A 24,586-nucleotide genomic window follows, 5' to 3' on the forward strand; every position below is an offset into this window, starting at 1 on the left:
GGGGACGAAAACGGCGTCGCCGAGGCTCGCGCGAACGTCCATTTTCAGCGGGCAGCGGACGGAGCCACGGCGGCGGCGGGTGTTTCGATCTTACCCTGATCGCCTTTGAGACGCTGGATGACGGGTTTGCTCCACGAACCGGTGATCGAATAGTCGAGCGCGAACGCTTTCTGGATCGATGCCGACAGCGCGATGTCCGCCGCGAGCACGCCGAGACCGAGCAGCGGATTGATGACCGCCGCGCCGATCGCAGCCGCGCCCGCGCCGACGGTCGGAATCACCTTCACGTGCAGATCCTGCGTCTGCTTCGGCATATCGACGAGGCCCTGCATCTGCACGCGCGCGGGCGACGTCACCATCAGGAAGTCGTCCGTGCGGCTGATGCCATCGACGATCTTCGCGTTGCCCGTGATCTTCTCGAACGGCAGACCCTTGCCGACGACATCCTCGAAATGCAGTGTCAGCAGGTTCGCAAGGCTGCGCAGGCTGAAGATGCCGATCCACTTCGCCGCGCCCGGCGCGCGCAGAATCTGTCCGTGCCGCAGATCGACCGCGACGTTGCCATCGAGCGTGTTCAGATCGAGCGTGGTCGGGCCGCCGTTCCAGCCCGCGTGGCCCGAGATCGTGCCGTTGCCCGAATTGACGACATGCGGCGCGCCGAACCGGTCGATCAACTGGCCGCCGTTCTTCACGTCGAGCTTGAAATCGATCGATGTACGGCGCGGGACGCTGTCGTCCGCGTCGTTGCGCGTCGAAGCCGTGATGACGCCGCCCGGCAGCGTGCGCCAGGTCGCGTTCGCGGTCAGCGTGGCGTCGGGATTCGCGAGTTCGAGCTTGTCGAGCGTCCAGATGGGCTCGTCGGCGATCACCTCGTTGTGCGCGTCGACTTCGAGCCGCCCGAGGCTGCGACCGCGGAACACCAGCTCATTGACGATGAGATCGATCGTCGGCATGTTGCGCGGCGGCTTGCGGATTGCCTTGTCGACGGAATCGCCTCCGGTCTTCTCCGGAATCACGAGCTTGGCAAAGCGCGCCTGCAATGCGCCCGGGCTGTCCTTCGTCGCGCCCGGCGTCCACGCGACATCGCCCGCTATCTGATCCGACGCGATGTTCGCCTGCCACTTGCGATCCGACTCGCTCGCGTCGATGGCGACGTTCTCCCAGCGCCGGTCGAGCAGCTTGAGCGTCGTGAAGTGGATGGCGGCGCGCGTCGGGATGAACTGCCTGACGTTCTCGCTCATCGGCGGGCGCGGCGCGTTCGCGGCCGCCGCCGGCTCGGGCGCTGCGCCCGTGATCTCGGCGAAGGTCTTGCGCCATGCATCGGCGTCCAGCTCGTTCAGATCGGCGCTAGCGCTCACGCCTTCGGCCGGCGGGTTCGCGGGCGTGTTCACGCCGATCGCGCCGCGCACGACCTTCAGACGCGCGCGCATGTTCATCGGCTCGGCGGGGTTCTGCGGATCGATCTTCACCTGCGCCTGGCCGATCTGCTGAAACACGTAATGCGCGGCCACCGGTCCGACGCTCAGCCGCGCGTCATGCAGATCGGACGCGCCGCCCGTCGCGGGCTGGAAGGTGAACGAGAACGGCATCGGCGTGCCGCGCGCCTTGCCGAACGGCGCGGGCAGATCGATGCCCAGACCCGTCAGGTCCGAACTCGCCTGCACGTTGGGCAGCGCGTTCCTCACGCCACGCACGTGCAGCTCGTAGGGCGCGGTGCCGTCGATGTGCTTCATGAATGCGGCGACCTGCGGCGTGATGCGCCGGTTGAGCCGCTCGGCGGCATCCGCGCCGATGCGCCCGTCGACGTCGATCGCATAGCTTCCGTCCGGCTGCACGCCGCCTTTCGCGCGCACGTCGCCGCCGAGCAGTTGCGCGGTGAGGCCGTTCAGCGTGACGGTCTTCGCGGCGAAATCGGCGCGGCCGCGCAGATGCGTGAGCGGCGGCAGCGTGCCGTAGGTGACTTCGTTGTCGGCGAAGGTGAGCGAGCCCTTGTACTCGGGCTTGATCGGCGGCAGCGGCGGGGGCGGACGGAAGCGCGGAATGCCGAGCGTGAGCGCGAGCGAGGCGTCGCCTTTGGCGTCGATCTTGCGCGTCGCGTGCTTCGCCATCAGGCCGAGCGAACTGTCGTCGACGTATTGCAGCATGTCGGCGAGCGGGCCGCGCGCCTTGCCGTCGATCCACAGCTTGGTCTCGCGATTGCCCGTATCGTCGATCCGCCCGACGACCTTCGAGACTTTCACGCCGCGATAGTGTCCCTTGTCGATGTCGAAGCCGAGCTTGTTCTGCGCGAGCGTGAACACGCCGTCGATGCCCTCGAACGCCGGCCAGAAATTCGGCAGACCGTTGGCCATCTTGCGCGGCGGGAACGGCGTCGGGTCGAACTTGCCGCCCGTGAACGGCGCGTTGATGCGGAAGATGCCCGCATCCGGAAACTTCGCGTACGGGAAGCGCGTGAGATCGCCGTGCACTTCGAGCGTCCCGTTCTTCGCGACGCCCGCCTGCAACGCGTGGCCGAGATAGACGCGCACGCGCTCGTTCAGGCTCGTCGGCAGATAGCGCACGAGACTCGTCACCTTCAGATGCGCGACCTTCGCCTTCAGGTCGAGGTTGCCGCGCCCGTGGCCCTGGTTCCAGTACGAGGCGGTGACTTCGCCTTCGGCGTCCGCGTTCTTCACGCGCAGCGTGTCCAGATGGATCGTGAACGCGCGGCGCAATTCGCCCGGCGCGATTGTCTCGGCGACGGTCCAGCGCGCGTTGCCCTGCAAGGAATCGAAGGTGAGGCGCGGATCGTCGAACGCACCGGGAATGATGACCGCGGCGTTCTTCGTGTCGATCGTGATCCTGCCTTCCTTCTCGTTGGCGTCGACGCTGCCCCACAGATTCTCGACGCCCGGAATGCCCGCACGCGGATGGTTGTTGATCGTGAGTCCGGGCGGCGGCTCCTGCGCCTGCACGCTCAGGCCTTCGAGCTTGCCCTTGAACGCGTAATGCAGCAGCGCCGCGTCGCCTTTCTGGCGCTGCTGATGCGCTTCGTCCTCGGTCTTCGGCGCGGCGCGTTCGGTGTAGATCGTGTAATGCGAAACCTGGCCGCGCGGATTGAAGCGCAGCAGTTCGTTGAGAATCTTCGAGGGCACCGGCAGCGCGCGCACGAATTCGGCGAGGATGCCGATATCGACGGTATCGCCCGTCAGCCGCAGCAATTGGCCCTTGCCGACGCTCGGCGGACGAAACGTCGCCGTCAACTCGCGCGACACCAGAAGGCGCGCGACGGGCGTGCCGTCCGCGAGCGTCGGCTGGCCGAGCTCGGCCTGCAGGTCGCGCAGGTCGAGCGTGTACTCGGTGTCGTTCTTGGCGAGGCTCCAGCCGAAGCGCGTGATCGGCAGATCGAGGCGCGGCTGCGTCGCACGCACGCGCAACGCGATGTTCGCGCCGGTCAGCGCGCCGCTTGCGTTCTGCAACTGGCCGCCCGCGAAGTTCAGCCAGATTTCGTTGTTGACGCGGCCGCTGTACATCTGGAAAGGCATCTTCACGTAGCGCGCGAGCGTCGGCAGATCGACCGGGCCGGTCGACACATAGAGGCGGCCGCTCCAGTTCGCGGGCGCGCCCATCGCGGAAAACGGCTGGTGACGGAAGTCCGCGCGCAGGTCGAGCGGGCCGTGCAGCACCTCGCCGTCGGCGGGCGCCTTGAGCGCGAGCCGATGACGCGTGCCGTCGTTGATGATCGCCAGATGCAGCCGCTTGAACGCGATCTCGGGCGCGGTGCGTTGCGCATCGCGCCAACGCAGCGTGCCGTCGCGCAGAAGGATGTGGTCCTGACCGAGCAGCCAGGTCGTGAACGCGTTCGAGCCGGTGCGCTGCGCGGGAATCGGCACGCCCGCGACGGACAGCGTGCCGTCGGCATTGCGCGCGATGATCACGTCGGGCCCGTCGACGGTCAGGTCCGCGAGCTTGGGCCGCAGATGCAGGAGCGACGCCCACGCGATGCTCGCGCTCGCGTGCGGCACGGCGAGACCGGGCGAGCCATCGGTCGCGTCGATGCGCAGATTGTCGATATCGAGTGTCGGTGAAAGCCCGGACCATCGCGCGGAAATCCTGCCGATATGCAACTGCGCGTGGATCTTCGAAGAGACGAGCTGCTCGATGCGCGGCCGGAACGAATCGACCTGCGGCATGACGAGATAGCGCAGGCCGACGTAAATGCCCGCCACCGCGAAATACGCGATGACCGCAATGACCAGAATGATTTTGAAGATGCGTGAAAGCACGCGCTCGGCGTTGCCGCTGGGCTTGGCTTGTCCAACTTCGTTCGGGTCGACGGATGGTCTGCTGTCGGACATGCTGCTGCTGTCGGGCGATATGGTAGTTTTGCGTGTTTGACGCTGAAATGTAACACGGGCATGGCGGCCACGGCCGCTGCCTGTGCACGCGTGGATGCTCGCAAAGCCGCGCCCGGCAAGACTCGCGGCGCGGTAGATGAAGCGCGATGTCTTATCAAGCAAGCAATGAGCGAACCCAACCTTTCATGACCGACGCAACCCTTCTCAGTTCCGACTATTCCAACTATGCGGCGCGCGCGTATGCGGCGCGGCCCGAACTGGCGTCGAACGTCGCGCAGTGGGCACGGACGCGCATCACGCGCGAGTGGATCGAAGCGCGGCTCGACGCGCACTGCGCGCCGTGCAGCGAAAACGGCGCGCTCAACGAGGCCGCGCTCAAGACCGCGCTGCGGCGGCTGCGAACGGACGTGTTCTGCACGGTGATGGAGCGCGATCTCGCGGGCGCGGCGGACGTCGCCGAAGTCACCGGCGCAATGACCGACCTCGCCGAAGTCACCGTGCAGCGGGCGCTCGCGGTGCTGTCGGCGGATCTGGAAGCGCTCTTCGGCGAGCCGCGCGGACCGGACGGCGAGCGGCTGACGCTCGGCGTCGTCGGCATGGGAAAGTTGGGCGGGCGGGAGCTGAACGCATCGTCGGACATCGATCTGATCTTCGTCTATGAGGAAGACGGCGAAACCGCGGGCGGCACGCGCTCCGCGCTCGCGACGCAGGAATTCTTCACACGGCTCGGCAAGCGGCTGATCGGCGCGCTCGCGGAAATCACGGAAGACGGTTATGTGTTTCGCGTCGACATGCGGCTGCGGCCGAACGGCGATTCCGGTCCGCTCGTGTGCAGCCTCGGCATGCTCGAAGAGTATTTCTACGTGCAGGGCCGCGAATGGGAACGCTACGCGTGGATCAAGGGCCGGCTCGTCTCGGAGACGCAGAGCGATTCCGCGAAGCGCCTCGCGAAGCAGCTCGAAGCAATCGCGACGCCGTTCATCTACCGGCGCTATCTCGACTACGGCGTGATCGCCGCGATCCGTTCGCTGCATCAGCAGATTCGCCAGGAAGCGCGGCGGCGCGCGTCGATGCGTCCCGACAAGGCCGATGACGTCAAGCTCGGACGCGGCGGCATCCGCGAGATCGAGTTCAGCGCGCAGGTGTTTCAGTTGATTCGCGGCGGTCAGGCGGCGGATTTCCGCATTCGTCCGACGCTTGCCGTCCTTGAACGCGCCGCCGCGCACGGCCTGCTCGCGCCCAGCGTGTGCAGCGCGCTCTCCGATGCGTATCTGTTCCTGCGCACGGTGGAACATCGCCTGCAATACCGCAACGACGCGCAGACGCACGCGATGCCCGTCGCCGACGACGAACGCGTGTTGCTCGCGAACTCGCTCGGGTTCGCGGACTACGCCGCGCTGATGGAGAAGCTGGACGCGCATCGCGAACTCGTCGAGCAGCAGTTCGACGCGATCTTCGCCGACAAGGTCAGCGGGCAGGGCGGCTGCGGCGTCGCGGAGGATTCGGCGGCGACGTGGATCTGGAGCAGCGCGCTCGCCGACGATTCCGCGCAGGAAGAACTCGCCGCGCGTCTGATGGAACTCGGCTTCGCGGACCCCGCGCCAGTGCTCTCGCGTCTGACGGGCGTGTGGAATTCGGCGCGTTATGCCGGCTTGCCATCGCAGAGCCGCGAGCGCTTCGACATCGTCGCGCAGCGCGCGCTCGAAGCCGTGCAGTCGATCGAGACGGCGCGGCGCGGCGACACCATCGTGCGGCTATTCGATCTGCTCGAAGCTACGGCCAAGCGCGGCGCGTATCTCGCGCTGCTGACGGAATATCCGAAGGCGCTGGAGCGCGTGTTGTCGGTGCTGTCGGGTTCGCGCTGGGCGGCGGGCTATCTCATTCGCCATCCGCAATTGCTCGACGAATTGCTCGACGACGAAGCCATCGCGAGCCCGTTCGACTGGGCCGCGTTCAAGCATTCGCTGACCGCGCGGCTCGACGCCGCCGAGGACGCGGAACATCAGATGGATCTGCTGCGTCACGCGCATCAGGCTGAAGTGTTCCGCATTCTCCTGATCGATCTCGCCGGGCATTTGACGGTCGAGCACGTGAGCGACCGCCTGTCCGAACTCGCCGACGCCGTTCTCGACGTGACGGTGCAAACGGTCTGGAAGCAGTTCCCGAAGCGGCATCGGGAGACGCCGCGCTTCTCGGTCATCGCGTACGGCAAGCTCGGCGGGAAGGAACTGGGCTATGCGTCGGACCTCGATCTCATCTTCCTCTACGACGATGCCGACGACGCCGCCTCGGACATCTACGCGATGTTCACGCGCCGCCTCATCACCTGGCTCACAGCGGCAACCGGCGCGGGCACACTGTTCGATGTCGATTTGCGCTTGCGGCCCAACGGCGAATCGGGCCTGCTGGTAACCGACCTCGCATCGTTTCGCCGCTATCAGATTCGCGAGGGCGACGCGGCGAACACCGCGTGGGTCTGGGAGCATCAGGCGCTTTCGCGGGCACGCTACAGCGCGGGCGATGCCGAAATCGGCGCGGAGTTCGAGCGGATTCGCGCGGACGTGCTCGTGATGGAGCGCGACGCCGCCGCGCTCGCGCGCGAGATCGTGTCGATGCGCCAGCGCGTCGCCGACGGGCATCCGAATCGCAGCGCCCTGTTCGATCTGAAGCACGATCGCGGCGGCATGGTCGATATCGAGTTCATCGTGCAGTACTGGGTGCTGCTGCATACACGTGAGCATCGCGAGTTTCTGCGCAACGCGGGCAATATCACGCTGCTCAAGCTCGCAGCGAAGAGCGGGTTGATCGCCGAAGACGAAGCCGATGTGATCGGCGCGGCGTACCGGCATTACCGCAAGCTCCAGCACACGTTGCGGCTCGACGGCATGGAAAAGGCGCGCGTCGATCCGGCCGAGGTTCAGGCCGAACGCGACGCGGTGACGGCGTTGTGGGAACGGGTGTTCGAGGTGGCGGCTGACTGAGCCGGAGTTCAGGCCGCCAGCATTTCCTTCGCGTGCCTGCGCGTGGTCGCGGTGATCTCCAGCCCGCCCAGCATGCGCGCGACTTCCTCGACGCGCTTGCTCTTGTCGAGCGGTGTCACCGTGCTGACGGTGCCGCCGGCGTCGTCGGAGGACTTCGCGACCTGGAAATGCTGATCGCCACGCGCGGCCACTTGCGGCAGGTGCGTAACGCACAGCACCTGACGGTCGCGTCCGAGCTGGTGCAAGAGACGCCCGACCACTTCCGCCACACCGCCGCCGATGCCCGTGTCCACTTCGTCGAAGATGAGCGTGGGCGTCGGGCTCGCGGTGCTCGCGATCACCGCGAGCGCGAGGCTGATGCGCGCGAGTTCGCCGCCTGAAGCGACTTTCGCGAGCGGCCTCAACGCAACCCCCGCGTGACCGGCGACGCGGAATTCGATCTGCTCCAGCCCGTTCGCGCCGCCTTCGGCGAGCGGCACGAGCGCGACCTCGAAGCTCCCGCCCGCCATCGACAATTCCTGCATGCCTTCGGTGACGGCCTTCGACAGATTTTTCGCGGCCTTCGCGCGCGCTTTCGACAGCACCTTGGCCTGCGCGATATAGTCGCTCTTCGCCTTGTCGGCGGCGGCGTTGAGCGCGTCGAGATCGGCAGCGGCGTCGAGGTCGGCGAGTTGACGGCGGCGCGCGTCGTGTTCTTCCGGCAGCGTCTCGGGCTGCAGGCGGAACTTGCGCGCCGTCGAGTGCAACTGGTCCATGCGCCTTTCGACTTGCGCGAGGCGGTCGGGATCGAGCTCCAGCCGCTGCGCGTAATGCGACAGCGAGTACGACGCCTCCTGCAACTGGATCTCCGCCGGTTCGAGCGAGGCGAGCACGTCGTTCAGGTCGGGATCGATATCGGCGAGACCGCGCACCTTCGAGATGATCGCGCCGAGCTGAGAGATCATCGCTTCGTCGGATTCGGAGAGCGCGCCGAGCGCGCCTTGAACGCCGTCGATGAGACTCGCCGAATGCGATAGCCGATGATGCTCCGCGCTCACTTCCTCCCATTCGCCCGGCTGCGGCGCGAGCTTGTCGAATTCGCTCAGCTGCCACGCGAGACGCTCGCGCTCCAGTTGCAGTTCGCGGTCGCGGCTTTGCGCGGTCTCGACGGCTTGCTGTGCATCGCGCATGGCGCGCCACGCACGATTCACCGCGCCGGCGGTATCGATCAATTGCGCGTGGGTGTCGAAGAGTTCCCGCTGCGCGTCGGGCCGCATCAGCAATTGATGCGCGTGCTGACCGTGAATATCGACGAGCATTTCGCCCACTTCGCGCAGTTGCGCGAGCGTCGCGGGCGTGCCGTTGATGAACGCGCGCGAGCGTCCGCCCGAGTCGATCACACGGCGCAGCATGACCGAGTCGCTGTCCTGCGACAGCGCGTGCTCGTCCAGCCAGCGCGTGACCTGCGGATGCGTGCCGAATTCCGCGGTGATGTCGGCGCGCGCCTGACCGGTTCGCACGACGCTCGCGTCGCCGCGCGCGCCTAGCGTGAGCGCGAGGGCGTCGATCAGGATCGACTTGCCCGCGCCGGTTTCACCCGAAAAGACCGTGAAGCCTGGATCGAAATCGATATCCAGTGTGGCGACGATGACGAAATCTCGAATGGAAAGATGACGGAGCATGGACGCTTCGGAAAGGGGATTCGGAATTCGGGATGCGGGTGGATCAGAGCGCCGAAGAATCCTGCGACGGATGCTCGTTCCAGTGCAGCTTTTTGCGCAACGTCGCGTAGGTGCTGTAGCCGACCGGATGCAGCACCGGCACCGTATGCTTCGAGCGCCGCACTTCGATCACGTCGTTCAGCTCGACGGCGGTGAACGACTGCATGTCGAAGTTCACGTTGACGTCTCGCCCGCCGATGATCTGGATGGTCACCTTGGAATCGTCGGGCAGCACGATCGGACGATTCGACAGCGAATGCGGCGCGATCGGCACGAGCACGAAGCCCTGCAACTGCGGATGGAGAATCGGCCCCGCCGAGGACAGCGCGTAGGCGGTCGAGCCGGTGGGCGTCGCGACGATCAGGCCGTCGGAGCGCTGGTTGTACATGAAGTGGCCATCCACCGAGACGCGCAGTTCCGCCATGCCGGAGAAGCCGCTGCGATTCACCACGACATCGTTGAACGCGAGCGCGTGGTAGATCGGCTTGTCGTCGCGCATGATGCGCGCTTCGAGCAGGCTGCGCTCCTCGCGCTCGAACTGGCCGGCGAGCATCTGCGGCACCAGTTCGCGGACCGCCTTGAGCGGGATGTCGGTGATGAAGCCGAGCCGCCCGTGATTCACGCCGATGAGCGGCGTCTTGTACGGCGCGAGCTGGCGGCCGATGCCAAGCATGGTGCCGTCGCCGCCGAGCACGATCGCGACGTCCGCGCGCGCGCCCATCTCGGCGATGGACAACGCCGGGAACTCCGTCACGCCGACGTCCTTCGCCGTGCCCGCCTCGAACACGACCTCGAAGCCTTGCTGGGCCAGGTGATCGGCGAGCGATCTCAGCGGCGCCTCGATGCCGGGCGTGTTGGTGCGCCCCACGAGGGCGACGGTCTTGAATTGGCCAATTTCCATGCCGGCATTACACCATAGTCAGAGAGCGAAAAGAACCGTGCGCGACGGCGTTCTGGCGCGCTTTCGCCGGACCGCGCAGCGTCGCGCGGGCACGCGCGTTGTTTCTCGCTAGAATGGAGCGGACGTTGAACGTAGCACTCGCGGCGCGGCACGCCGCCCCTCGACTCGTTGAGCTAAAATTTCCCCATGCTAGACCCACGTGCACAAACCCTCCTCAAGACGTTGATCGAGCGCTACATCGCCGAAGGTCAGCCGGTCGGTTCGCGCACGTTATCACGTCATTCCGGTCTCGAACTGAGCCCCGCGACGATCCGCAATGTCATGTCGGATCTCGAGGAGCTCGGTCTCGTCTCGAGCCCGCATACGTCGGCGGGGCGGATTCCCACGCCGCGCGGCTACCGGCTCTTCGTCGACACGATGCTGACTGTAGAAGCGCCCGAAGACGAAGCGATGACCACCGCGGTCAAGACCCGCCTGCAAGGCGAGGAACCGCAGAAGATCGTCGCGGCGGCGGCGAGCGTGCTGTCCAATCTGTCGTCGTTCGCGGGCGTCGTGCTCACGCCGCGCCGCAGTCACATGTTCAAGCAGATCGAGTTCATGCGGCTGTCGGACAAGCGCATCCTGCTCATCATCGTGACGCCCGAAGGCGACGTGCAGAACCGCATGATGGCGACGCAGCGCGACTACTCGCCCTCGCAGCTCGTCGAAGCCTCCAATTACATCAACGCGCACTTTGCGGGCCTGTCTTTCGACGAAGTGCGCCGGCGCCTGCGCGAGGAAATCGACCAGTTGCGCGGCGACATGACCACGCTCATGCAGGCGGCCGTGGTCGCGAGTACGGCCGAGACCGACCCCACGGACACCGTGCTCATTTCCGGCGAGCGCAATCTGCTCGAAGTGGCGGACCTTTCGTCCGACATGGCGCGGCTGCGCAAGCTTTTCGATTTGTTCGACCAAAAGACGAGCCTCCTGCAATTGCTGGATGTATCGAGTCACGCACAAGGCGTGCAGATTTTCATCGGCGGCGAGTCGAATCTCGTGCCGATCGAGGAAATGAGCGTCGTGACGGCGCCGTACGAAGTCAACGGAAAGATCGTCGGCACGCTCGGCGTGATCGGCCCGACGCGCATGGCGTACAACCGCGTGATTCCGATCGTGGACATCACCGCGCGCCTGCTGTCGATGTCGCTCAGTCACCAGTAACGCCATCTTGGCGCGCCGCGCGAGGCTGTGCCACTAGGCCGTTCGGCCAATGATGCGCGTTCGGGCGCGCCGCTATAATGGTCTTCACCTTTTCCGACGACCTTTCCCGGCCCGCCTGCCCCTATGCGTTTCGACCTCGAGTTGCCCTCGCAGCCCAGCGCTTCGCATCGCGTCGCGGTGCTGCTGATCAATCTCGGCACGCCGGACGCGCCCACGCCGCGGGCGGTGCGCAAGTATCTGGCGCAATTCCTGTCCGATCCACGCGTCGTCGAAATTCCCTCGCTCGTGTGGCAGGTGATTCTGCGCGGGCTGATCCTGCCGTTTCGCGGGCGCTCCTCGGCGAAGAAGTACGCGCAGGTCTGGATGCCCGAAGGCTCGCCGCTGCGCGTGCATACCGAAAAGCAGGTCGACGGGTTGCGGCGGCTCTTTGCGGCGAACGACTATCACGTGATCGTCGACTACGCGATGCGCTACGGCACGCCGGGCATCGGCGCGATGCTCAATCAACTGAAGCTCGAAGGCGCCGATCGCATTCTGCTTCTGCCGATGTATCCGCAGTATTCGTCGTCCACGACCGCCACCGCGTTCGACGATGCCTTCGCCGCGCTCAGGCGCGTGCGTAATCAGCCGGAAATCCGCACGATTCGTCACTACGCGGATCATCCGGCGTATATCGGCGCGCTGGCGGAACAGGTGCGCGATTATTGGCGTCACCACGGCCAGCCGGATTTTGCCGCGGGCGACAAGCTCGTGCTGAGCTTCCACGGCGTGCCCAAGCGCACGATGGATCTCGGCGACCCGTATCACGACCAGTGCCAGCAGACGGGCGCGCTGCTCGCGTCCGCGCTCGGACTCACGCCGGTGGAATGCCGTGTGACGTTCCAGTCGCGTTTTGGCCGCGCGGAGTGGCTTCAGCCGTACACCGCGCCGACGCTCGCCGAACTGGGCGCGGGCGGCGTCGCGCGCGTGGATGTGTTCTGTCCCGGCTTCACGGCGGATTGTCTGGAGACGATCGAGGAGATCGGCATCGAGGTGCGCGATGAATTCCTGAAGGCCGGCGGCAGGCAGTTCCACCGCATTCCCTGCCTGAATTCCGCGCCCGCATGGATCAAGGCATTGGGTGAAATCGCCGCGCAGCATTTGCAGGGATGGCCGGTGCAGACCGTGCAGCCGCTTACCGCGGTGGCCTGAGGCAGGCTTCAACAAGCATTCACTGATGAACTACAAGATTTCGACGGAACCTGGCGCGCGTTTGCGCATCGACAAATGGCTGTGGGCGGCGCGTTTCTTCAAGACGCGCTCGCTCGCGAGCGACGCGGTCGAGAAGGGGCGCGTGAAGATCGGCGGCGCGAACGTGAAGCCGTCGAAGGACGTGCGCGTCGGCGATATCGTCGAGATCGATATCGAACAGATCGTGTGGCAAGTCGAAGTGCTGGGCCTGTGCGACGTGCGCGGCCCGGCGACGGTCGCGCAGACCCTTTACGCCGAAACGGAAGAGGGCCGGGCGAAACGCGTGGCCGAAGCGGAGCGCCGCAAGACGTTCCGCGAGCCCGCGGCCAACCTGCAGGGCAGGCCGACGAAGCGGGACCGCCGGACTATCGACAAATTTTCTCGTTCGGATTGAAGTAGCTTTCGATGGTCGCGTGAACCCCTCCGTACTCGGTGGTACGGTCGGTCACGACGCCGGACATGCAAATGGTGGTCGTTCCCGCGACGAGTACCAGGGCGACCACCGCGATAGCAAAGGTCAGTTTCATGGTACCCCCGGAGAGCGGGTTGCCCGGGCGCGACGCGGCCGGGTCAGGAAACGGGCAAGGGCTGTAAGCGGTTGAAAAGCATTCGTAGGATTAGGGTTAACGTGCGTCCTGCGCTGCTTGTTTGAAGTGTAGGCGACTCAGGACTTTCCCTCAATCTCAAAATTGCGCGGTGCGGCGAAGTGCGTGTTACCGGCCATTTCCGCGCCATTGAAGTACCGAAGAAGCACTGAAAAAAGTCCGAAAAATTCGTCTGAAGGCTTGAAAATATCTTCGACGACCCAATTTCGGCCGTTAGTGCGAAAAACGCGACCATCTGAATCTGGCCGCGATCGCATCCGGTTCAACTCACAGCAATACACATCAAGCGACATGGAAAACACGCAAGAGAATTCAGCGAGCCAGAACCCGACGCCCGCCGACGATAACGCGCGCCAGGCCGCCGACACGACCAATGCGGCGCAGGCCGCACCGGCAGACGCGCCCGCCGCGCCGCAGCCCGCGCCGAATGAGGCCGAGGCCGCGCTGGCCGAAGCGCAGGCCACCATCGTGGCGCTCAAGGAAGACTTCCTGCGCGCCAAGGCCGAGACGGAAAACGTGCGCCGCCGCAGTCAGGAAGACGTCGCGAAGGCGCATAAATTCGCCATCGAAAATTTCGCGGAAAACCTGTTGCCCGTGCTCGACAGCCTCGAAGCCGCGCTCGCCGATCAATCGACGGATCTCGCCAAGGTGCGCGAGGGCGTCGAGCTGACGCTGCGCCAGCTCACCGGCGCGCTGGAAAAGGGCCGAGTGATCGCGGTGAATCCGGTCGGCGAGAAATTCGATCCGCATCGCCATCAGGCTATTTCCATGGTCCCGGCCGAGCAGGAGCCGAATACCGTCGTCACGGTGCTGCAGAAGGGCTACGTCATCGCCGACCGCGTGCTGCGTCCGGCGCTCGTGACCGTCGCCGCACCGAAGTAAGATCGGCGCCCCACAAAAAAAGTTATAGACCGCATCGTCTTCAGGGTCTTGAAATCGAAACTGGCGCTCTTATCTTGCGTACAGGTATGAATTTTGGGCGTTCGGCCCGGTAAATCGGCAAAAGCCGGCGTCAGGCACGACACACCGCCGCCGCAACGCCAAAGCGAACAAAGCTAGGAGAGTATAAAAAATGGGCAGAATCATCGGTATCGACCTCGGCACCACGAACTCGTGCGTGGCGCTGATGGAAGGCAACCAGGTCAAGGTCATCGAGAACTCGGAAGGCGCGCGCACCACGCCGTCGATCATCGCGTACATGGATGACAACGAGATCCTCGTCGGCGCGCCTGCGAAGCGCCAGTCGGTCACCAACCCGCGTAACACGCTGTACGCGGTCAAGCGCCTGATCGGCCGCCGCTTCGAAGAGAAGGAAGTGCAGAAGGACATCAATCTGATGCCCTACAAGATCGTCAAGCACGATAACGGCGACGCGTGGGTCGAAGCGCACGGCAAGAATCTCGCGCCGTCGCAAGTCTCCGCCGAAGTGCTGCGCAAGATGAAGAAGACCGCTGAGGATTACCTCGGCGAGCCGGTCACGGAAGCCGTGATCACGGTGCCGGCGTACTTCAACGACAGCCAGCGTCAGGCAACCAAGGACGCTGGCCGCATCGCCGGTCTGGAAGTGAAGCGCATCATCAACGAGCCGACGGCAGCCGCGCTCGCGTTTGGTCTGGACAAGGCCGAAAAGGGCGACCGCAAGATCGCGGTGTTCGACCTGGGCGGCGGCACGTTCGATATCTCGATCATCGAAATCGCGGACGTGGACGGCGAAATGCAGTTCGAAGTGCTGTCGACCAACGGCGACACGTTCCTCGGCGGTGAAGACTTCGACCAGCGCATCATCGATTACATCATCGGCGAGTTCAAGAAGGAGCAGGGCGTCGATCTGAGCAAGGACGTGCTCGCGCTGCAGCGCCTGAAGGAAGCCGCTGAAAAGGCGAAGATCGAACTGTCGTCCACCGCGCAGACCGACATCAACCTGCCGTACATCACGGCGGACGCGTCGGGTCCGAAGCACTTGAACCTCAAGTTCACCCGCGCGAAGCTCGAAGCGCTCGTCGAAGAACTGATCGAGCGCACGATCGAACCGTGCCGCATCGCCATCAAGGATGCGGGCGTGAAGGTCGGCGAAATCGACGACGTGATTCTCGTCGGCGGCATGACGCGCATGCCGAAGGTGCAGGAAAAGGTGAAGGAGTTCTTCGGCAAGGATCCGCGCCGTGACGTGAACCCGGACGAAGCCGTGGCCGTGGGCGCCGCGATTCAGGGTCAGGTTCTGTCGGGCGACCGCAAGGACGTGCTGCTGCTCGACGTGACGCCTCTGTCGCTCGGCATCGAGACGCTTGGCGGCGTGATGACGAAGATGATCAACAAGAACACGACCATCCCGACGAAGCACGCGCAAGTGTATTCGACGGCGGACGACAACCAGGGCGCCGTGACGATCAAGGTGTTCCAGGGCGAGCGTGAAATGGCCGTGGGCAACAAGCTGCTCGGCGAGTTCAACCTCGAAGGCATTCCGCCCGCACCGCGCGGCACGCCGCAGATCGAAGTGACCTTCGACATCGACGCGAACGGCATTCTGCACGTCGGCGCGAAGGACAAGGCGACGGGCAAGGAAAACAAGATCACCATCAAGGCGAACTCGGGTCTGACGGACGCGGAAATCGACAAGATGGTGAAGGACGCCGAAGCCAACGCCGAGGAAGATCACAAGCTGCGCGAACTGGCCGACGCACGCAACCAGGGCGATGCGCTGGTTCACAGCACGAAAAAGGCCGTCGCGGAGTACGGCGACAAGGTCGACGCTTCGGACAAGGAAAAGATCGAAGCAGCGCTGAAGGATCTCGAAGACACGCTGAAGAGCGGTTCGAGCGACAAGGCCGCGATCGAAGCGAAGATCGAGGCGCTGGCTCAGGCTTCGCAGAAGCTCGGCGAAAAGATGTACGCCGACATGCAGGCGCAGCAAGGCGCGGCGGCCGCGGGTGCGGCAGGCGCGGGCGCATCGGCGGAAGCGGGCGCGAGCCAGCATCACGACGATGTCGTCGACGCCGACTTCAAGGAAGTGAAGAAGGACTAAGCCGCAGGGGCGCGGGCGTGAACAACGCGCGCGTGCCTTTCGGTGGCATCTCCGGGACGCGTGACGCGTCTTACGTGTAACGCGCCTGGCGAGCCTCACGGCTCTCCGGGCACGTTGTTTTTCAGAGGCGTCTTGATTTAGGCGAGGCGCGCGAAGTTTTACGTGCGAGTCGGAGCAACGGACTCGCAGCATCTGACAGGAACCGTCGCGTGACGCGCGGCGGCATCGAACCGACATGGCGAAACGGGATTACTACGACGTTCTGGGCGTCGCGAAGAACGCGAGCGACGACGAGATCAAGAAGGCGTATCGCAAGCTCGCGATGAAGTATCACCCTGACCGCAATCCGGACAACAAGAAGGCGGAAGAGAATTTCAAGGAGGCGAAGGAAGCCTATGAAATGCTCTCCGACCAGCAGAAGCGGGCCGCGTACGATCAGTACGGCCACGCGGGCGTCGATCCGAACATGGCGGGCGCGGGTGCGCAAGGCTTCGGCGGTTTCGCCGATGCCTTCGGCGATATCTTCGGCGACATCTTCGGACAAGCGGCGGGCGGAGCGGCACGCGGCGGACGCGGCGGCCCGCAGGTGTATCGCGGCGCGGACCTGCGCTACAGCATGGAGATCACGCTGGAGCAGGCGGCTCACGGCTACGACACGCAGATTCGCGTGCCGAGCTGGGTGAACTGCAACATCTGTCACGGCTCGGGCGCGAAGCCGGGCACCAAGCCCGAAACCTGTCCGACCTGCCACGGTCAGGGCCAGGTGCGTATGTCGCAGGGCTTTTTCAGCATCCAGCAGACGTGCCCGAAATGTCATGGCAGCGGCAGCTACATTCCCGATCCGTGCGCGAACTGCCACGGCGCGGGCAAGGTGAAGGAAACCAAGACGCTGGAAGTGAAGATTCCGGCGGGCATCGACGACGGCATGCGTATCCGTTCGGCGGGCAACGGCGAACCGGGCATCAATGGCGGCCCGAGCGGCGATCTGTATGTGGAAATCCACATCAAGCAGCACACCGTGTTCGAGCGTGACGGCGACGACCTGCATTGCCAGATGCCGATTCCCTTCACCACGGCGGCTCTGGGCGGCGAGATCGAAGTGCCCACGCTGGCTGGCCGCGCGAGCTTCACGGTGCCCGAAGGCACGCAGTCGGGCAAGACGTTCCGCCTGCGCGGCAAGGGCATCAAGGGCTTGCGTTCGAGCATCGCGGGCGATCTGTACGTGCATGTCCAGGTGGAAACGCCGGTCAAGCTCACGGAACAGCAACGCGATCTGCTCAAGCAGTTCGAAAAGTCGCTGGAGCAGGGCGGCGCGCGGCATAGTCCGCAAAGCAAGAGCTGGTTCGACCGCGTGAAGAGCTTCTTCGACTAATGCGGTCGAGTGGGCGGTACGTCGTGCGAGCATGACGATGAAAACCGAAGAGCGCAGCGCGGTGTTCGCGCTGCTCGACGATTGCGATGCGACCGCCGAAAGGCGGTCGAGTCGTTTGTACACGGACTTTGTGCACGAACGCGTGTGCGTGGACGCGCGTTCGCTGGACGCGGTCTGCGGCGAGATCGACCGCGATCTGCAACGTGGCCTGCATGCGGTCGTCGTCGCGGATTACGAGTTCGGGCGCAATCTCCAGTTCGGGCGTATCGGACGCGGAGACGAGCATGCCTTGCGCGTGCTGATGTTCCGCGATTGCGCGCGTCTGTCGCGCGATGAAGTCGACGCGTGGCTCGGGTCGAGAGCCGATGACGTGACGGCAGGCGTCGCGGGCATTGAAGCGAGCGTCACGCGCGATGAATTCGATGCCGCCATCGCCGCCGTTCAGGACGCGCTGCGCGAAGGCGAGTCGTACCAGATCAATTACACGTTCCGGCTGAACTTCGATGTGTTCGGCGCGCCGCTCGCGCTGTATCGGCGTTTGCGCGAGCGGCAGGCCGTGCATTACGGCGCGTTCATCGCGATGCCGGATGGCAGGTCGATCGTGTCGTGCTCGCCGGAACTGTTCGTCGAAAAGCAGGGCGAACTGTTGCGCGCGCGCCCGATGAAAGGCACCGCGCCGCGCGACGCCGATCCCGAAGCGTTGCGGCTCGACCCGAAGAATCGCGCAGAAAACGTGATGATCGTCGACTTGCTGCGCAACGACATGTCGCGCGTGGCGGTCACGGGTTCGGTGAAGGTGCCCGCGCTGTTTTCGGTCGAGGCTTACGCGTCGGTGTGGCAGATGACATCGACCATCGAGGCGCGCTTGATTCCCGGCACGTCGTTCGCCGGCATCGTGCGCGCGCTCTTTCCGTGCGGCTCGATCACCGGCGCGCCGAAGTATCGGACGATGCAACTGATCGACGAAATCGAAAGCACGCCGCGCGGCCTCTATACCGGCGCGATCGGCTGGCTGGATGCGAGCGGCGACTTCTGCATGTCGGTGGCGATTCGCACGCTCGTCGTCGATGCGGCCGCGAAGCGCGGCGTGCTCGGCATCGGCGCGGGCATCGTGCTCGACAGCGTCGCCGCCGATGAATACGAGGAGTGTCTGTTGAAAGCGCGCTTCCTGACCGGTGCGGACCCCGGCTTCGAACTGTTCGAGACGACGTATGCAACGCGCGATGAAGGCGTTCGTCACTACGCGCGGCACGTCGCGCGATTAAAGGGCAGCGCCGCGTATCTCGACTTTGCATTCGACGAGCACGCGCTACGGAAGCAGGTCCAGGCGCACTGCGCGACATTCGATGCTGGCCAGCCGTATCGTCTGCGTATCGCGCTGGACAAGAGCGGACGCATCGCGATCACGAGCGCGCCGCTTGCCGCGCTGCCGTCGGATACCGTCGATGTGTTGCTCGCGTCCGATCGCGGCTTCGCGCCGCAATCGTCCGGCGATCCGTTGCTCCGGCACAAGACCACGCGTCGCGCCGACTACGATCGCGCGTGGAAAGCCGCCGAAGCCGAAGGCGCGTTCGACATGCTGTTCTTCAACGAACGCGGCGAGCTGACCGAAGGCGGCCGTTCGAGCATCTTCGTGCAACGCGACGGCAAGTGGTTCACGCCGCCTATCGACGCCGGCGTGCTGCCGGGCGTGATGCGCGCGGTGCTGATGGAACAACGCCACGCCGCCGAACGCACGCTCACGCTGGACGACGTGCTCGACGCCGAAGACCTGCTCATCAGCAACGCATTACGCGGCGGCGTGAAGGCAAGGCTTCGGCGCTAAAGGCATCACCACTCCGCCACACTGCCATCCGCGTGACGCCACACCGGATTGCGCCAGCGATGGCCGACTTTCGCCATCTCGCGCACCTTCTCCTCGTTCACCTCGATGCCCAGTCCCGGCCCTTGCGGAATCGAGACCATGCCGTCTTCATACTTGAAGACTTCCGGATTCTTGATGTAGTCGAGCAGGTCGTTGCCCTTGTTGTAGTGGATGCCGAGGCTCTGTTCCTGAATGAACGCGTTGTAGCTGACCGCGTCGATCTGCAGGCAGGTCGCGAGCGCGATCGGGCCGAGCGGGCAGTGCAGCGCGAGCGCCACATCGTAGGCTTCGGCCATCGTCGCGATCTTGCGGCATTCCGTGATGCCGCCCGCATGTGACGCGTCGGGCTGAATGATATCGACGTAGCCGCCCGCCAGAATGTGCTTGAAGTCCCAGCGAGAGTAGAGCCGCTCGCCGAGCGCGATCGGCGTGCTCGTCTGGTTGACGATGTCGCGCAGCGCCTCGACGTTCTCCGAGAGCACCGGCTCTTCGATGAACATCAGCTTGAACGGATCGAGTTCCTTTGCGAGCACCTTCGCCATCGGCTTGTGCACGCGGCCATGGAAATCCACGCCGATGCCCACGTTCGGCCCGACCGCCTCGCGCACCGCGCGCACGTTGTCGATCACGCCCTGAACCTTGTCGAAGGTATCGATGATCTGCAGCTCTTCAGAGCCGTTCATCTTCACGGCCTTGAAGCCGCGTTCGACCACCGCGCGCGCGTTGTTCGCGACATCGCTCGGACGATCGCCGCCGATCCACGAATAGACCTTGATTCTGTCGCGCACCTGACCGCCGAGCAGCGCGTGCACGGGCACGCCGTGATGCTTGCCGAGAATGTCCCACAGCGCCTGATCGACGCCCGCGATCGCGCTCATGCCGATCGGCCCGCCGCGATAGAAGCCGGAGCGGTACATCACCTGCCACAGGTCCTCAATGTGACGCGGGTCGCGGCCGACCAGATAGTCGGCGAGTTCGTCGACGGCGGCGGCCACCGTATGCGCGCGGCCTTCGACGACCGGCTCACCCCAGCCGGTGATGCCTTCGTCGGTTTCGATCTTGAGGAAGCACCAGCGCGGCGGAACGATAAAGGTCTCGAGTTTCGTGATTTTCATGAAGCGTCTCCCGATAAGGAATCACATGGTAGCAAAAACCGCGATCTGAGCATATTAATAGTATTATTCAAGAATAATCGGGACTTACGAAACATCAGTCAAATACCCGATAATCGTGGCCCAACGAAAAGGGAGACCATCATTCACCGGGATCTGCACGGCCGCGTTACGCTTGAACTGGGCATGGCGATTCTGCGGGGCGATTTTTCGCCCGGCTTGCCATTGCCGCGCGAAGCGGAACTGATGGAACGCTTCGGCGTGAGCCGCACGGTGCTGCGCGAAGCGTTGCGTACGCTCACGTCGAAGGGGCTGATCGAGTCGCGGCCGAAAGTCGGCACGCGGGTGCGCGCGAAGCATGCGTGGAATCTACTCGACGCCGACATGCTCGACTGGTATTCACGCGTCGCGCCGCCGCTGCAATTCGCGCTCAAGCTTCAGGAGATGCGCGAGATGATCGAGCCGTACGCCGCCGCGCTCGCCGCCGACAATCACGAGGACGGCACGCGCGAACGGCTCACGCGCGCGCATCGGGCGATGGCAGACGCGCAGAACGTCGACGAATGGGTGCGCGCCGATCTCGATTTCCATCTTTGCGTGCTCGCCGCGTGCAGCAACGAGTTGCTGATACCGCTCGGCGCGCTGATCGAGCGCACGCTCGAAGGCCAGTTGCGCCTGAACGCAAAGCGCGCCGATGTGTACAACGCGTCGCTCGCGGAACATACGGCCGTGTTCGATGCGATCATCGCCCGCGATTCGAGCGGTGCGCGCCGCGCGATGGCGTCACTCCTCGGCGTGACGCGCGGACGAATTGAAGGATGAAACCCGCGCGCTAGAACGCGTTGAGCGGAATCTTCAGATACGTCGTGCCGTTGCCCGCCGCGTCCGGAAAATGGCCCGCGCGGATGTTCACCTGAATCGCCGGCACGATGAGCGTCGGCATGCCGAGCGTCGCGTCGCGCGCCTCGCGCATCGCGACGAACTCGTCTTCGGTCTTGCCGCCGCCCACATGAATGTTCTGTTCGCGTTGCTCGCGTACCGTGCTTTGCCAGCGCGGGCCGCGCGTGTCGGGCGGATAGTCGTGGCAGACGAACAGCCGCGTATCGGGATCGAGCGTGAGCAGCCGCTGAATCGACCGGTACAGCCTGCGCGCGCTGCCGCCCGGGAAGTCGCAACGCGCGGTGCCGACGTCCGGCATGAAAAGCGTGTCGCCGACGAACGCCGCGTCGGCGATCTGGTACGCCATGTCGGCGGGCGTGTGCCCCGGCACGAACAGCGCGCACGCTTCGATCTCGCCGATCATGAAGCGCTCGCCATCGGAAAAGAGATGATCGAACTGCGAGCCGTCGAGCTGAAACTCCGGCTCGAGATCGAAGATCTTCTTGAACACGCCCTGAACCGTGCGTATCGATTCGCCAATGGCGATCTTCCCGCCGAGTTCGCGCTTCAGATACGGCGCCGCCGAAAGATGATCGGCGTGCGCGTGCGTCTCCAGAATCCATTCGACGCGAAGCCGCTGTTCGTGCACGAACGCGATGACCGCATCGGCGGAGCGCGTCGAGGTGCGCGCGGCGTGCGGATCGTAATCGAGAACCGGATCGACGATGGCCGCCGGCGCGCCGACTTCCTTGTAGACGACATACGTCATCGTGCCGGTGTTGATATCGAAGAAAGGCTGGATGATCGGTTGCACGCTGGTTCCCCTGTCTGCAATGCGATCTCCGCTGCATTTGCAATCTTGAGACCGCGATACAGTTTAACGCTTCGCGATCGGGGCGGATCGGTTCACCAGCGCGATGCCCGCGAGCACCATCGCCGCGGCGATCATGAAGCGCGCAGTGAAATGCTCGCCGAGCAACAGCACGCCGAAGGTGACGCCGAAGATCGGCGTGAGAAACGAGAAGACCGACAGCCGCGACGCCATATAGCGCGTGAGCAGCCAGAACCACGTCAGATAGCTGATGAACGCGACGACGACCGCCTGATACGCGAGGCTCGCGATCGCCATCGGCGACACGGCTTCGACATGCGTCTGCCCGATGCCCGCCGCAAGCACGAGCAGCAATACCGCCGATACCGCCAGTTGATAGAACAGCGTCTTGCTGGCGCTGGCATACGCGAGCGACGAAGCACGCACGACCACCGTCGTCGCGGCCCAGAAAATGCCCGCCAGGATGCCGAGCGCATCGCCTGCGATGCCGTGCAACGTCGACGCACTGTTCGGATTGCCGTGCAGAAAGCCGTCGGCGAATGCGAGCGCGATGCCGCAGAACGCGAGCACGATGCCGCTCCACTGCGTGCGCGACAGGCGCTCGCCCGCGACGAACCAGTGCAGTCCGAGCGCGGTGAAGCAGGGCGCGGTGTAGAGAAAGACCGCCATGCGCGTGGCCGTCGTGAGGTTCAGGCCGAAGAAGATGCAGACGAATTCGCCACCGAACAGCACGCCCGCGAGCAGGCCGGCGGGTAGCGTGTCGTCGCGCTGAAAGAGCGGCACGCCACGCGTGCGCGTCCAGATCCACACGAGCAAGGTGGCGATCAGCGAGCGGATGCCGGCCTGCAGCATCGGCGGAATCGACGCGTTCGCTTCCTTGATCGCGACTTGCTGGAATCCCCACGCGCCGCACAGCGCGATCATCACGATGACGGCGGTGGCGTCGGGGGCGCGGCGCAGGGCGAGGGAGGGCGTGCTCATCGGCGGGCTCGGTAGGCGTGGCCGCGGAGGCCATGCACTGATTTGGAGCGTCGATTGTGCCAGCGAACCGGCTGCGATGAGCGAAAGGTCGCGATGCGCCCGTGGGGATTGCGCGCCGCGACGAATGCGCGGCGCGAAGTCATGCGTGAATCAGGAATGCTTTTCGATCAGCTCGACCTTATAGCCGTCCGGATCTTCGACGAATGCGATCACCGTCGTGCCGCCCTTCACGGGACCGGCTTCGCGCGTGACCTTGCCGCCCGCCTGACGGATGCGCTCGCACGCGTCGGCGGCGCTGTCCACTTCGAGCGCGATGTGACCGTACGCCGTGCCGAGGTCGTACTTGTCGGTGCCCCAGTTGTAGGTCAGTTCGAGCACGCTGTGCTCGCTCTCGGGACCGTAGCCGACGAACGCGAGCGTGTACTTATACTCGGGGTTTTCGCTTTGACGCAGCACTTTCATGCCGAGAATGCGCGTGTAGAAATCGATGGAACGCTGCAGGTCGCCGACGCGCAGCATCGTATGGAGGAGTCGCATGGTGGGGTTCCTGTTGTGTGTTGTTTGCGGGGGACAGGAAGGAAATTGTACCGTCGGCGCTCCCCGCACGCTGAGCGCGCCTCAGAGCGCCGGCAGCAGGTCGGGCGGATGATGCTTGAGCGTATGCCGCGCCTCGCGGAACTCCGGAAAGATCGATTCGACCGTCCGCCAGAAACGCGGGCTGTGGTTCATCTCGCGCAGATGCGCGAGTTCGTGCGCGACCACGTAATCGATGATCGACAGCGGAAAATGGATGAGCCGCCAGTTCAGGCGGATCTTGCCGTCGCTCGAGCAACTGCCCCAGCGCGTCGCCGCCGATGACAGCGCATACGCGCGATATTCCACGCCGAGCTTCGCCGCATACACGGCGAGCCGCTCGCCGAAGATGCGCTTCGCTTCGGACTGCAGCCAGCCCTGCACGCGATCCTTGATCTGCTGCGCGTCGGCGAGCGCGGGCATCGCGAGCGAGAGCACGCAGGTTTCGTCGTCGAAGGAGAGGGTGCTCGCCGTCGATCCGAGCGACACGCTGATCGTCTTGCCGAGATACGGAAACTGCGCGCCGTCTTTCCATTCGATGCGCGGCAGCGCGCGCTGCTCGACGCGCGTCTGCCATTCGGTGAGCTTCTTGACGATCCAGGTCTGCTTGTCGAGGATCGCGCTTTCGATGTCCGCGATCGTCACCCAGCGCGGCGCGGTGATCGCGAGCCCGGTGCCGTCGATGCAAAAGCCGATCGTGCGCCGCGACGAACGGCGCAACCGGTATTCCAGCGCGCCCGCCTTGAGCGTGATGCGGCGCAGGCGCACGCCATCGGGTAGTGGAGCTGGCGGCGCTGCGGGTGTGAGGACGGGAAGGGGATCGCTGCCCGGCACGTCGCCGCGCAGCGGAGCCGGTCCGTTCGCGGGCGGCGCGCCGGAGTAGGCCGGCGCATGCTCGAACGGCAGATCGAGTTGCAGGGTATCGAGCGCGACGGCGGGACGCTGTCGCGATGGGGCTTTCTGCATCGGCTCGGCTTTGCGCTCACGGCGCAGG

At 64.8% G+C, this 24,586-nt stretch carries 17 protein-coding genes; 9 read left to right on the plus strand and 8 right to left on the minus strand.

The genetic code is table 11. The annotated features are described in order from the left end of the window. Positions 1-44 precede the first annotated feature (44 nt). On the minus strand, positions 45-4,337 hold the full coding sequence (locus BTHE68_RS01855) for a YhdP family protein (RefSeq protein ID WP_162064893.1): 4,293 nt from the start codon (positions 4,335-4,337) through the stop codon (positions 45-47). A 185-nt stretch (positions 4,338-4,522) separates the two neighbouring features. On the opposite strand from BTHE68_RS01855, the gene glnE reads away from it, so the two are divergent. Beyond that, complete coding sequence (gene glnE, locus BTHE68_RS01860; RefSeq protein ID WP_162064894.1) at positions 4,523-7,318, plus strand: bifunctional [glutamate--ammonia ligase]-adenylyl-L-tyrosine phosphorylase/[glutamate--ammonia-ligase] adenylyltransferase; 2,796 nt, start codon at positions 4,523-4,525, stop codon at positions 7,316-7,318. Positions 7,319-7,326: 8 nt separating this feature from the next. Here the strand turns inward: glnE and recN are convergent, their stop codons facing one another. Both recN and BTHE68_RS01870 read right to left on the minus strand, forming a co-directional pair. Continuing rightward, positions 7,327-8,979, minus strand: a complete 1,653-nt coding sequence (recN, locus tag BTHE68_RS01865) for a DNA repair protein RecN (protein WP_162064895.1) — start codon at positions 8,977-8,979, stop codon at positions 7,327-7,329. A gap of 43 nt (positions 8,980-9,022) precedes the next feature. Continuing rightward, positions 9,023-9,919, minus strand: coding sequence for an NAD kinase (locus tag BTHE68_RS01870; protein ID WP_162064896.1), 897 nt, complete (start codon positions 9,917-9,919; stop codon positions 9,023-9,025). Between the two features lie 186 nt (positions 9,920-10,105). Here BTHE68_RS01870 and hrcA point away from each other — a divergent pair, with 186 nt between their 5' ends. From hrcA to pabB, 7 genes are all read left to right on the plus strand, one after another. Further along, positions 10,106-11,122: a heat-inducible transcriptional repressor HrcA gene (gene hrcA / locus BTHE68_RS01875; RefSeq protein WP_162064897.1), complete on the plus strand. Its 1,017-nt coding sequence runs from the start codon at positions 10,106-10,108 to the stop codon at positions 11,120-11,122. A gap of 123 nt (positions 11,123-11,245) precedes the next feature. Next, complete coding sequence (gene hemH / locus BTHE68_RS01880) at positions 11,246-12,313, plus strand: ferrochelatase (RefSeq protein WP_162064898.1); 1,068 nt, start codon at positions 11,246-11,248, stop codon at positions 12,311-12,313. A 25-nt stretch (positions 12,314-12,338) separates the two neighbouring features. Beyond that, the gene (locus BTHE68_RS01885; RefSeq protein ID WP_162064899.1) at positions 12,339-12,746 is read left to right on the plus strand and encodes an RNA-binding S4 domain-containing protein; all 408 of its coding nucleotides are present in this window, start codon (positions 12,339-12,341) and stop codon (positions 12,744-12,746) included. 502 nt (positions 12,747-13,248) lie between these two features. Further along, a complete protein-coding gene (gene grpE, locus BTHE68_RS01890; RefSeq protein WP_162066742.1) occupies positions 13,249-13,839 on the plus strand; it encodes a nucleotide exchange factor GrpE in 591 nt (196 codons plus the stop codon). Positions 13,840-14,029: 190 nt separating this feature from the next. Continuing rightward, positions 14,030-15,979 carry a molecular chaperone DnaK gene (dnaK, locus tag BTHE68_RS01895; RefSeq protein WP_162064900.1) on the plus strand — a complete coding sequence of 650 codons (1,950 nt, stop codon included), beginning with the start codon at positions 14,030-14,032 and terminating at the stop codon, positions 15,977-15,979. Between the two features lie 235 nt (positions 15,980-16,214). Next, entirely contained in the window at positions 16,215-17,351 is a 1,137-nt protein-coding gene (gene dnaJ, locus BTHE68_RS01900) for a molecular chaperone DnaJ (protein ID WP_162064901.1), read from the plus strand. Positions 17,352-17,388: 37 nt separating this feature from the next. After that, positions 17,389-19,176 (plus strand): aminodeoxychorismate synthase component I, encoded by a 1,788-nt coding sequence (pabB, locus tag BTHE68_RS01905; RefSeq protein ID WP_162064902.1) that lies wholly within the window; start codon positions 17,389-17,391, stop codon positions 19,174-19,176. A 5-nt stretch (positions 19,177-19,181) separates the two neighbouring features. On the opposite strand, the gene dgoD is transcribed toward pabB, so the two are convergent. Beyond that, complete coding sequence (gene dgoD, locus BTHE68_RS01910; RefSeq protein ID WP_162064903.1) at positions 19,182-20,330, minus strand: galactonate dehydratase; 1,149 nt, start codon at positions 20,328-20,330, stop codon at positions 19,182-19,184. Positions 20,331-20,432: 102 nt separating this feature from the next. On the opposite strand from dgoD, the gene BTHE68_RS01915 reads away from it, so the two are divergent. Next, positions 20,433-21,149 carry a FadR/GntR family transcriptional regulator gene (locus BTHE68_RS01915; RefSeq protein ID WP_162066743.1) on the plus strand — a complete coding sequence of 239 codons (717 nt, stop codon included), beginning with the start codon at positions 20,433-20,435 and terminating at the stop codon, positions 21,147-21,149. A gap of 10 nt (positions 21,150-21,159) precedes the next feature. On the opposite strand, the gene BTHE68_RS01920 is transcribed toward BTHE68_RS01915, so the two are convergent. From BTHE68_RS01920 to BTHE68_RS01935, 4 genes are all read right to left on the minus strand, one after another. Continuing rightward, complete coding sequence (locus tag BTHE68_RS01920; RefSeq protein ID WP_162064904.1) at positions 21,160-22,020, minus strand: MBL fold metallo-hydrolase; 861 nt, start codon at positions 22,018-22,020, stop codon at positions 21,160-21,162. A gap of 63 nt (positions 22,021-22,083) precedes the next feature. Then, positions 22,084-23,019: a DMT family transporter gene (locus tag BTHE68_RS01925; RefSeq protein ID WP_162064905.1), complete on the minus strand. Its 936-nt coding sequence runs from the start codon at positions 23,017-23,019 to the stop codon at positions 22,084-22,086. A gap of 150 nt (positions 23,020-23,169) precedes the next feature. Next, positions 23,170-23,556 (minus strand): lactoylglutathione lyase, encoded by a 387-nt coding sequence (gloA, locus tag BTHE68_RS01930; protein ID WP_061172838.1) that lies wholly within the window; start codon positions 23,554-23,556, stop codon positions 23,170-23,172. Between the two features lie 81 nt (positions 23,557-23,637). Then, positions 23,638-24,558 (minus strand): M48 family metallopeptidase, encoded by a 921-nt coding sequence (locus tag BTHE68_RS01935; protein ID WP_162066744.1) that lies wholly within the window; start codon positions 24,556-24,558, stop codon positions 23,638-23,640. Positions 24,559-24,586: the final 28 nt, after the last annotated feature.

It is taken from the genome of Burkholderia sp. THE68, from assembly GCF_009938265.1.
Taxonomy (GTDB): domain Bacteria; phylum Pseudomonadota; class Gammaproteobacteria; order Burkholderiales; family Burkholderiaceae; genus Caballeronia.